Here is an 11238-nt window from a genome sequence, read left to right on the forward strand (position 1 = left end):
CGAACTCCGCAGGCTTAACATTCCTCCAGCCCGGAGGTAGGTCTGCAAGAGACGGAAAGAATGATAATTTATGGGCTTGCTCTGCGCAAGCCGAGCTATCCATCACCGTCCTCAAAGTACGGGGCTTTTCGCTCAGTTTGGGTAATCTTTCATCTTTTCAGGCTGACTTTCGTATATCTCATCAACCGTCTGCTGAAAGTCCTTTCTTGGCGGAGGTGGAATGTACCTACTCACTTTTTTATCTCAAATCAATCAATTATTGAGCTATGAATATAGATTAATAACAAGAACAACTCAAAAAGTTAATAATATGAGATTAAAAAAAGACCTCATGCCACAAACATCTCATGAAAACGCTAAAAAAGGGCTCATCGAGCCCGTCGCCACTTAGTAGGCAGCCTGAACAACATCAAACCAGCGAGCACAGAACCAAATATTACCGCTTCGGTATAGTCACTTTTTGACAGCCAGACAAAATGCAAAACCGCCAGACCCGCAGCCAGATAGACCAGCTTATGCAACTTCACCCACTTTTTCCCTAACCGGCGCATCATGGCCTTGGTTGATGTGACTCCCAGTACAGAGAGTATCAGGATCGCAAAAGCACCCGCCATGACATAAGGACGCTGATAGAGATCTTCCAACAGTGTTTGCCACTGCCAGCCCAGCAAGAATGCAAGATAAGCCATTACATGCAGTACTGCATAAAAGAGTGCGAAGAGCCCGATCATTCTCCGGAACCGGATCAGCTTGTTAATCCCTGTTATTTTTCTTACCGGGGTAACTGCCAGACTGATGCAAAGAAAGATTAAAGCCCACTCGCCCAAATCCCGGGTCAGGGTATTCGCCGGGTCGGGTCCCAGTTGATGAGTGATAACAGCATTGATCAGCCAGACCAATGGCACCAGACATATTGGAAAAACAAGCCATTTTAACTTTGCAACCCAGTCCATCACACGACCTTTAATAGAATTTCCTGAGATCCATCCCCTTGTAGAGATGAGCCACTTCTTCGCCATAGCCATTGAACTTTTGCGTTTCAATCTGGTTTGGCTCCCAGATGGAGTTAGGCAATCTGCGCTCTTGCTTCTGGCTCCAGCGCGGATGATCGACTTCAGGATTCACATTGGCATAAAAACCATACTCGCTCGGACCTGATTTAACCCAAGTGGTTTGTGGCATGGTTTCAGTAAAACGGATTTTGACAATGGACTTGATACTCTTAAAGCCATACTTCCAGGGAACAACCAGTCTCAGAGGGGCACCATTTTGCGGCGGCAGTGTCTTGCCGTATAGGCCAATAGCCATAAAAGCCAGAGGGTTCATGGCTTCATCTATTCTCAGCCCTTCGACATACGGGTATTTAATGGCACTGAGACGGGAGCGTTGACCCGGCATCTGTTCAGGATCATAGAGTGTTTCGAACTGAACGAATCTGGCCCTGGAATTGGGTTGAAAACGCTTGAACATGTTGGCCAATGACACACCCACCCAGGGAATAACCATCGACCAGGCTTCTACACAGCGAAGACGGTAGATTCTTTCCTCAACATCGTGGGGCTTGAGTATATCTTCCAGAGTGTATTTACCGGGTTTTTCAATCTCCCCCTCAACCACTAACGACCAGGGGTCTGTTTTCATATTTTTAGCGTATTTGGCAGGGTCGTCTTTTGAGTAGCCAAACTCATAAAAGTTGTTGTAACCAGCCACACTGGCGTAGGGGGTTAACGTTTCATCGGTTGTGAAGCGACTGGATTGATAGCTGGCTACTTTCTCTTTCAGCCAATCAGGGGCAGAAAGCTGTGGAACGTCATCATAGCCTGAACCCGCCGGCTTCCTGGTTGACCGGGTATCTGCAGCATCACCGCAACCTGCCACAACCAGCCCCATGCCGACACAGGCAAACTGTCCACCCATTTTCAAAAAACGGCGACGATCCTCGTAAACGCTTTCTGATGTTATTTCACTGCTGCGGACGTCTCCAGACTTTCTGGTCTTAATCAGCATCGATACTCTCCCGCACAATTCTCTTATTTACCTTTTACGCTCGTTTTAATGGCGCAGATTCACATTTCAAAATCATGGACGTCATCTCGCCAGTAAATATTCCATCAACCCGCTGACTTGATCATTTATTAGCGGCTTTTTTGTCGTTTTCACATAGAATTAATTCGGTGTTCCAACTATCGATGCCTGAGAACGTCCTCAGCTTTGCAACTGATACCCGAGGGAGTTACCTGTGTCATTACCTTGCTATCAGAACTTTGTCGATGGCCAATACCTGGCCAATGAGACGAAAGAAACGTTTCCGGTGATCAATCCCGCTACTCGTCAAATCATTTATACCGTAGAGAAAGCCGATGACGCCATTCGCCAGTCTGCTGTTGCCAGTGCTCAAAAAGGCTTTGAAAGCTGGTCAAGAATGAATGGTATGGAGCGCAGTCGCATCCTCAACCGAGCTGTCAGCCTCTTGCGCGAACGTAACGATGAACTGGCCCGAATTGAAGTTCTCGATACAGGTAAACCCTGGCAAGAGGCCTCCGTGGTTGATGTGGTTACGGGCGCCGACTCTATTGAGTTTTTTGCTGGATTGGCTCCTTCCATTGAAGGCAACCAGCAGTGCCTGGGCGATGACTTTTATTACACCCGCCGCGAAGCTCTTGGCATCTGTGCCGGAATAGGCGCCTGGAACTACCCCCTTCAGATTGCCTGCTGGAAGGCTGCCCCGGCGATGGCCTGCGGCAACAGTATGATTTTCAAACCGTCTGAAGAAACGCCTCTGGGTGCCTTGAAGCTGGCCGAGATCTTTATCGAGGCAGGCGTGCCCGCTGGCGTCTTCAATGTCATCCAGGGTGACGGTGAAGTCGGTGCCTGGCTGACCCATCATCCTGATATTGCCAAGATATCTTTCACCGGAGAGGTCAGCACCGGCAAAAAAGTCATGATCGGTGCAGCCTCTTCATTAAAAGAGGTCACCATGGAGCTGGGCGGCAAGTCCCCCCTGATCATCTTTGAAGATGCCAATCTTGATAATGCCGTCTCCGGAGCAATGCTCGGTAACTTCTACACCCAGGGCGAAGTCTGTACAAACGGCACACGGGTTTATGTCCACAAGGCTATCTATCCGGCTTTTATAGAAAAGCTGCAGCAACGCACTGAAAATAATATTGTGCTGGGCGACCCCATGAACCCATGTACCAACATGGGTGCGTTAATATCAGAGAAACATCATCAACGGGTTCTTGACTACATCCATCAGGGCGTTATGGAAGGTGCCACCCTGTTGACCGGAGGAAAACCAGCCACCCCCTCTACAGCACCCGATGGCCTCTTTATTGAACCCACCATTTTTTCAGATTGCCGCGATGACATGACCATTGCCCGCGAGGAAATCTTCGGCCCCGTTATGGCGGTATTCACCTTTGAAGATGAAGCAGAAGTCATTGCCCGTGCCAACGACACCGAACTGGGCCTCGCAGCTGGAGTCTTTACTCAGGACATCACCCGCGCTCACCGTGTTATTCACCAGCTTCAGGCCGGCATCTGCTGGATCAATTACTACGGAGCCTCGCCGGCTGAAATGCCAGTAGGTGGTTATAAGCAGTCCGGCACGGGTCGTGAAAATGGTGTTGAAACGCTGAAGCATTACACTCAGGTCAAAGCAGTGTATATGGGCATGAAGCCTCTGGAGAGTCCTTTCTAACTCTGCATTCAAGGAGCACGACCATGACAAAGTATGATTATGTCATTGTCGGGGCCGGTTCTGCCGGTTGCGTTCTGGCCAATCGTCTGACGGAAGATGTCAATAATCAGGTTCTGCTGATTGAAACCGGCGGGAGTGACAAGAGCATTGTTATTCAAATGCCAACGGCACTGTCCATTCCCATGAATACCGAAAAGTATGCCTGGCAGTTTACAAGCCGACCCGAGCCTTTTTTGGACAACCGTCGTATGCACTGCCCCCGGGGTAAGGTGCTGGGCGGCTCTTCTTCCATCAATGGCATGGTCTACGTTCGGGGCCACGCCAAAGATTTTGATGAATGGCATCAGCATGGAGCTACTGACTGGGATTATCGTCACTGCCTGCCGTATTTTCGTAAAGCAGAAACCTGGGCTTTCGGTGGCGATGACTATCGGGGAGATAGTGGTCCATTAGCGGTTAATAATGGCAATGAAATGAAAAACCCTCTCTATTCAACCTTTATAAAGGCTGGGCTAGAAGCAGGCTACATGGAGACCACTGACTACAACGGTGCTCGACAGGAAGGTTTTGGCCCCATGCATATGACCGTTAAGAACGGTATACGCTGGTCCACTGCCAACGCTTATCTTCGACCGGCCATGAAGCGAAGCCATTTGACGGTGGTGACCCATGCTCAGGTCCAGCGGGTTCTGCTGGAAGGCAAAAAGGCAACGGGTGTCGAATATAAACACAAAGGACTCATAAAAAAAGTACTGGTCAGTAAAGAAGTCATTCTTTCTGCAGGCTCTATTGGCTCACCTCATATTCTTCAATTATCAGGAATCGGCCCTCGAAAGGTATTAGAAGACGCAGGTATAGCTGTTCAGCATGAATTGCCCGGTGTAGGTGAAAATTTGCAGGACCATCTGGAGTTCTACTTCCAGTTCCGTTGCAAAAAGCCGATTACTCTTAACGGCAAACTGGACCCGCTCAATAAATTGTTTATTGCCGCTCGCTGGTTTTTCATGAAAGACGGGCTGGGTGCGACCAATCATTTTGAATCTTGTGGTTTTATCCGTTCAAAAGCCGGCGTCGAGTGGCCTGATATGCAGTACCACTTCCTGCCGGCAGCCATGCGCTACGACGGCAGAAGCGCTGTTGATGGTCATGGTTTTCAGGTTCATATCGGCCACAACAAACCCAAAAGCCGTGGCTGGGTGAGAGCGGTGTCAGCCAATCCAGATGATCATCCCGGTATACAGTTCAATTATCTGTCCCACGAAGAAGACCGGGAAGGCTTCAGACAGTGTGTTCGTCTGACTCGGGAAATCATCAATCAACCAGCGTTCGATGAATATCGTGGCTCAGAAATACAACCGGGAGAAAGCGTTCAAACTGATGAAGAGATCAATAGCTTTGTCCGGGAATCTGTAGAAAGTGCCTATCATCCGTCCTGCTCCTGCAAGATGGGAATGGATGACATGGCCGTAGTCGACCCACAGACAAGAGTCAGAGGACTGGAAGGGTTGAGGGTAGTGGATTCGTCTTTATTCCCAATCATACCCAATGGAAATCTGAATGCTCCCACGATCATGGTGGCAGAGAGGGCTGCCGACCTCATTCGAGGGGCAGACACCCTGCCTCCGTCTTCTGCCCAAGTCAATATGGATACTCAATGGCGGGAAAGACAGAGAACATATTGACAATGTCAGCTTTTCTCTCAGGTTATTCGGAAGCAGGTTGCTTTCTGGTTTTTCCTATCAGGAACATAATCGGTCCCGAACAGGCATAACTCAGGAAAATCAACGTCAGCACTCTGGGTGGATCAGTAAAGACAACGGCAAAAGCCAAAACCATGGCAATCATGAAAATGAAAGGTACCCGACCTTTCAGGTCCAATTTCTTGAAACTGTTGTACTGAAAGTTACTGACCATCAATACTCCGGCCAGACCTGTAATCAGAGCCCCCAGCAGTGCAATACCCAGCATGTTGCCATCGATACCAAAATCACTCAGCGCCCATACCATGCCTATGACCAGTGCTGCGGCAGCAGGGCTGGCCAAACCAGTGAAGTAGCGGCTATCCGTCACTTCCAGCTGAGTATTAAAACGAGCCAGTCGCAATGCAGCACAGGCCGCATAAATGAAAGCTACCATCCAGCCTACTTTCCCCAGATCATTGAGAGCCCAACTATAGGCCACCATCGCAGGCGCTACACCAAAGGTCACCATATCTGCCAGACTATCGTACTCCGCACCAAACTTGCTCTGGGTATTAGTCATCCGGGCAACACGACCATCCAGCCCATCCAAAATCATGGCGACAAAGACTGAAATACAGGCTTGGGTAAAAAAACCTGCCTGAGCACTGATTATGGCGTAAAAGCCACAGAACAGGTTGCCTGTTGTAAACAGATTGGGCAGTACATAGATGCCCTTGTGGCGAACTGTCTCCCCACCTTCGACCACTTCTTCAAAGTGCTCATCGACGGGAAACAGGCCGTCCACAGCATCTTGTTCATTTTCGGATCGTTCCGGCTTATCGGTCATTTCAACGTCTGCTCATTGACATAATGGTGAAAAACACACTCTACCATGAAAGGCTTGAATACTGGATAAACATAGCAAGTCACAGGATCGCCCATCATTACAGCAGTACCTTATTGAATCATCCAGCCAATCTGGCATTTCCTCTGCCCGCATCTATATTAATTGAATTCTTCAACAGGTAGCGAAAGGCATTTCACGAGCTGCCTTACTTACAGCGTATTCGGGCAATTCCATGCGATCGAAAGCGAGCAGTGAAAAGGTGTTTTTACGACCTGTCATGGTCCCTCTGTTCACCGGTATAATGACTTGTTGTAGCCTTCATTCGATCAAAGTAATAGCTGCTGCTCCCCTGACCGCACCGACAAACTGGATAGGCATCTGGCAAGCCCAAAAACAGTTTGGATTGACTCACCCTCTCAAGCCAGAAAAGAATAAGCTACTCATCAGTGCTGTTGTCGAAGGTGCCTGCAAAACCAGCGACGTATATCTAACAGAATCAGACTTCAACCTTGGCAAGCTGATCGACATCGCCCACTCACCAGACGTCACTTTCAGCTCAACGGTCATGAGTACTGAGCAGCAAAGCTGGTCCGCTGTGCTGTCTGCCTTATCGATTTTATCATTCCTGCACAATCCGCTTTCCTTTCTGTTTATCGCCTCGGACAACGGTTTGCCCTCTTTCCCGCAGGAACCCCATCTACCCTCTGCTCTGACACCCCAACGACTGGATCTGACAAAGACCGAAGCAAAAGCCCGCCAAAATACTGATGAAATGCCCATCAGACAGCTTCTACCTCCTGTCACTTTGCCAATACTGGTTACTATCGATGAAGACGGTTTTGTAACCCTCTTTATTGTTGAGTTAACCGCAGGGGGCTATCAAGTCAGGCAGTTCAAAACTCATGTTCACGTCACTTCCCGGAATGCTCAGGAGTTGTTTGACGAACTAAAAGAGCACAGTAATGTTTCATTGATTAATACCTCAAACTGTGTCGTATTCGATAAGCGTCTCCAATTCCAGTTAACCGATGAATCCTGTGAATCAGAGTTTTTTTCCCAAAATGAAGAAGCGGCTTTTAAAGTTGATCACTTAACTGACATTCGTTTTATAAGAGGTCGGTTACTGAAACGCACCCAATCAAGTCAAGACAACACGTGGAGAGTTATCCCCTTAAATCCCGAGGCTCCTGTTTTTGTACCTGCTGCCTTGAGAAACCTCTACCCATTTGTCGATGAGCCTCTCCGCCGGGCCTCGAGCACTGCTCCTGTCAGGCCGGGGCAGAAAAGACCGGCACAGAAAAGACCTCCGAGAACGGTTACCCAAACCTCCACTCATTCCATGCCAAAAGAAATGATCAGGAGGCAGCTTCTCTGTGATCATCAAAATGGCTGGGATATAAGATCATACTGGAGAAAAATCGTTAGCAGGCTGGAACAGGCAGGCAAATACGGTGAAGCTATTGTTTATTTAAAAGTTCTGGTTGAAACCTATCCTGCTGATTTCCACACCAAACACGCCCTGATCTGGGCACTGGTTAAATTCAACAGGATGAAAGAAGCGAATTTATTGATCTTGGGCTGGCTGAAAAACCCTGACCACGCATCAAAACGCATTGCTTCACTTAAAGCTATGACCAAGCGTCCCAAAAAATTCAAAATCTGGCAGCAAACCTATCACACCATCGGTAAAAATTTGTGAGTGATCGGACGAATTTCCTGCCCTCAATTTGTTGGGCAGATCAGTCATTGGAAGGTTCCCATCAACTGCCAACCTGATTCGCAACGCTGGCTCAATTCTGCCCATAACCTTTCAGCCCTGGCATGCAGTCGGACGGAGTTTCGGTAGAGCAGAATTTCTATGGCACCCGTCCAGTCAGGTCTTTCAGAATAGGGAACCAGCTGCCCTGACTCCAGTTCATCCTGTACGGAATAATCCGGTAACCAGGCAACCCCTTTGCCCTTAAGAGCCATTTCCTTGAGTAGATTGGTCAGAGACGATTCCATGACCGTTTGAAAGAGTACGGGAACGTCAGATGTACTCAACAGACTATTAACCTTGCGCCCCATAAAAGCATTGGGGCTGTACCTGAGAAGAGGCACAATGTCCGGATCAGCATCAGAAAACAACGGTTCTCCCCGATCATCAGACGAACAAACAGGCAATAGGCGTGTCATCCCCAGCTTCAGATATTCAAAGGGTGGCTGCATCAAGGCTTCAACATTGAATGCCAGGAGAAAGTCGCAATTACCCTCCTGCAGAGCCTCAACCGCCAGATCAACATCAATACTTTCTACACGGGTTTGCAGCAGTTGCTCATCTCCACTCATCCGCTGAATCAATTCCGGTAACAAAGTCACCGACAGGGAGTGAGCTGCTGCAAAATCAATGGCCTGTCCAGAGACAACTCCTTGTAACTGCCCCAGACCCTCTTCCATTTGACGGAGCAGGTTCCTGGCCGTTATTCTGAAAAGCCGTCCCTCTGGAGTCAGTTTGATGGGTATTGTTCCTCTGTCTACCAATTCAAAACCGACTGCCTGTTCCAGAGAACGTATTCTTCGGCCAAAAGCAGGCTGCGTGATGTTTCGAAACTCAGCAGCACGGGAAAAATTTCTCAGCTCGGCCAATGCCAGAAAATCTTCCAGCCACTTGGTTTCCAGATTCATTCAGGCGCTACTCCCAGACTTCAGTTCAACTTGCCCCCGCTTCTCAAGCAGCTACTTTCTCTTCTTGCTGGCTGTGCCAGTAAACACAAGCCCTGGCCAACAGCGCTGTTGCATCAATGCACTGTTCAGGATTTGTGCTCGCAACGCCAGCAAGACCGATAGGGATTTCTGTACAGCCCAGAATAACCGCTTCAGCGCCCTGGCGAACCAGATCATCAAAAACCATTTTCATACGTTGACTGCCCCGTTCCAGCCCCCCTGCCTTGATATCATAGATGGCATCCATCATCAGTGTTTGCACCTCCTGATCAGGTATCAGACATTCACGACCATCGTTCTCTATTTGCTGCTGGTACATGACGGCTGAGACCGTAGCGCTGGTTGCCATAATACCTATTTTGCCCAGATTGTTCCTTCGGATATGTTGTTGTACACAATCCAGGATACTGATCATTGGAATCCGGGCCTGTTTTTGCAGCTTATCAAACCAGAAATGCGCAGTATTACAGGGAATCACAGCACACTGGGCACCGCCCCGCTCAAGGCTTCTCAACCCTCTCAACAAAGCCGGAAAAGGGTCCTCGGAACCTTCTAGAATGCAGGCACTGCGATCAGGAATCTGAGGAACGTTATGCACCAGCATGGGCAGATGCTCCTGATCCTTGCTGGCTTCTGTCAAAGCAATAATTTTTTGCATAAAGTCAACGGTAGCCAACGGCCCCATTCCACCCAGTACTCCTAACACAACACACTCCGTTGAATTCGTGACCGAAAGATAAGCAACAAAATTAGAAACTATGGTTCTATCATTACGATTCCCACTAAGCTTGTGAAATGCCTAAAGCGAAGGATTAATGCCGAAATGGCATGAGGAGGAGGGCAGATAAAAATATAAGGTTTTACTTATTGGAATTAACTGCTTATAACAGGAAACTATAAAATTCCAATATCAACCGAATTGATCGCTATGAAAAGAATTACAATGATTGTGGCTATGAAACAGGAAGCAGCGCCACTCATTGAGAAACTGGGTCTGACTGAAACAAACGACATAAACCCATTACTACCTTGTAAAAACTTTGCTGGTGAATACAAGAATCTGAGCATCAATCTGGTTACCAACGGTTCCGACTCTGTTCACGGTGTGGAAAATGTCGGTACCCAACCGGCAACTCTGGCAGCGTATGAAGCACTTCGCCTGTTGTCTCCGGATCTGGTCATCAATGCCGGAACCTGCGGTGCTTTTTCAGATAAGGGCTGCAAAATTGGCGACGTTTATATTGGAGAGCGCATCCGTTTCTTTGACCGTCGTATCCCCATGGGTGAGCATTACGAAGCTTATGGAGACGGTAATTTTCAGTGCCAAGTCGCGGTTGACCTGGCACGGAAACTGGGTTTACCCACCTCTATTGTTTGCACCGGCAACTCTCTCGATATGAGTCCGACCGATGAAGCCATTCTGCGTCAGGAGTCCGTGGTCAACAAAGAGATGGAAGCCGCCGCCATTGCCTGGGTAGCCTCCCATTACCAAACGCCTCTGGTTGCAGTAAAATCAGTGACAGACTTGATGGATAGCGAGCATGGCACTGCAGAAGAATTTGCTTCCAATCTTGCACTGGCCTCCGGGAACCTTCAGAAAGAAGTACTGAAACTGCTCGATTTGCTCGCACAGAAACAGGCTACTTCTGATGTATAAACCAGCCATGAGCAATTGAAACAAAATCAGGGAGACACTATGCGTTATTTTCTGGCGATACTTCTGCCTCCGATAGCCGTTCTTCTGTGTGGCAAGCCGGTTCTTAAAGCCTTTCGGGATCAGGTTCTATATCTGAAACATAATCTCAATGCACGGGCTATTTCTGCGCTCAGGGGTGAATTAGGTGACATCAAGCTGGATATTGACCTTCTGATAAGAGATATGCAACGCTCCATCGATGAGTCACGCAAGTTCGTTGCAACCCAGCAACAGTCATAAATGATCGAATTGACATCCTCTCGCCCCTGAAGGAGCGAGATTCCCGTTAGTCACCTAACAGGAATCCCCGTCCTTTAGAGGGTGTCAATTACACAAGCTCTGAAGCTTTGACAACAAAAAGCTCTTATCAATTCCCCTGTGTTAAAGCCCGGGCATCCGGGATGTTCAAGGAAAGCCAAATTTATCAGTAAATTTCCTTTATGAATGGGTGATAACTGAATAGGAATCATCTAATCGATTGGGTGAAAGTCCCATACCTGAATCCGTGACTTCACTTCCCGGATATTCCCCTGCAACGCCGACAGCTCAATGGTTTTCGTGTAAAATCATCTGATCTGAATGTTCAAATGAAACTGAGTCTCTGCAA

Annotated in this window: 10 protein-coding genes; 5 read left to right on the top strand and 5 right to left on the bottom strand. The window is 48.3% G+C overall.

Annotated elements, in window-relative coordinates; all coding sequences use genetic code 11:
* Nucleotides 1-368: 368 nt before the first annotated feature.
* Both KDK16_RS03215 and msrP read right to left on the bottom strand, forming a co-directional pair.
* Complete coding sequence (locus KDK16_RS03215; RefSeq protein ID WP_257274650.1) at nucleotides 369-953, bottom strand: sulfite oxidase heme-binding subunit YedZ; 585 nt, start codon at nucleotides 951-953, stop codon at nucleotides 369-371.
* 10 nt (nucleotides 954-963) lie between these two features.
* A complete protein-coding gene (gene msrP / locus KDK16_RS03220; protein ID WP_257274651.1) occupies nucleotides 964-2007 on the bottom strand; it encodes a protein-methionine-sulfoxide reductase catalytic subunit MsrP in 1044 nt (347 codons plus the stop codon).
* 232 nt (nucleotides 2008-2239) lie between these two features.
* Here msrP and betB point away from each other — a divergent pair, with 232 nt between their 5' ends.
* Nucleotides 2240-3703: a betaine-aldehyde dehydrogenase gene (betB, locus tag KDK16_RS03225; protein WP_257274653.1), complete on the top strand. Its 1464-nt coding sequence runs from the start codon at nucleotides 2240-2242 to the stop codon at nucleotides 3701-3703.
* Between the two features lie 23 nt (nucleotides 3704-3726).
* Nucleotides 3727-5385: a choline dehydrogenase gene (gene betA / locus KDK16_RS03230; RefSeq protein ID WP_257253301.1), complete on the top strand. Its 1659-nt coding sequence runs from the start codon at nucleotides 3727-3729 to the stop codon at nucleotides 5383-5385.
* 22 nt (nucleotides 5386-5407) lie between these two features.
* Here the strand turns inward: betA and pssA are convergent, their stop codons facing one another.
* Nucleotides 5408-6232, bottom strand: coding sequence for a CDP-diacylglycerol--serine O-phosphatidyltransferase (gene pssA / locus KDK16_RS03235; protein ID WP_257274654.1), 825 nt, complete (start codon nucleotides 6230-6232; stop codon nucleotides 5408-5410).
* Nucleotides 6233-6464: 232 nt separating this feature from the next.
* Between pssA and KDK16_RS03240 the strand changes: the two genes are divergently transcribed.
* Complete coding sequence (locus KDK16_RS03240; protein ID WP_257274655.1) at nucleotides 6465-7931, top strand: tetratricopeptide repeat protein; 1467 nt, start codon at nucleotides 6465-6467, stop codon at nucleotides 7929-7931.
* 44 nt (nucleotides 7932-7975) lie between these two features.
* On the opposite strand, the gene KDK16_RS03245 is transcribed toward KDK16_RS03240, so the two are convergent.
* Both KDK16_RS03245 and KDK16_RS03250 read right to left on the bottom strand, forming a co-directional pair.
* Nucleotides 7976-8896 (bottom strand): LysR substrate-binding domain-containing protein, encoded by a 921-nt coding sequence (locus KDK16_RS03245; RefSeq protein WP_257253298.1) that lies wholly within the window; start codon nucleotides 8894-8896, stop codon nucleotides 7976-7978.
* A 43-nt stretch (nucleotides 8897-8939) separates the two neighbouring features.
* Nucleotides 8940-9641 (bottom strand): amino acid racemase, encoded by a 702-nt coding sequence (locus KDK16_RS03250; protein ID WP_257253296.1) that lies wholly within the window; start codon nucleotides 9639-9641, stop codon nucleotides 8940-8942.
* 222 nt (nucleotides 9642-9863) lie between these two features.
* Here KDK16_RS03250 and KDK16_RS03255 point away from each other — a divergent pair, with 222 nt between their 5' ends.
* Both KDK16_RS03255 and KDK16_RS03260 read left to right on the top strand, forming a co-directional pair.
* Nucleotides 9864-10592, top strand: coding sequence for a hypothetical protein (locus KDK16_RS03255; RefSeq protein WP_257274657.1), 729 nt, complete (start codon nucleotides 9864-9866; stop codon nucleotides 10590-10592).
* Nucleotides 10593-10631: 39 nt separating this feature from the next.
* Entirely contained in the window at nucleotides 10632-10871 is a 240-nt protein-coding gene (locus KDK16_RS03260) for a DUF2959 domain-containing protein (protein WP_257274659.1), read from the top strand.
* Nucleotides 10872-11238: the final 367 nt, after the last annotated feature.

This window comes from Endozoicomonas sp. SESOKO4 (genome assembly GCF_024606275.1).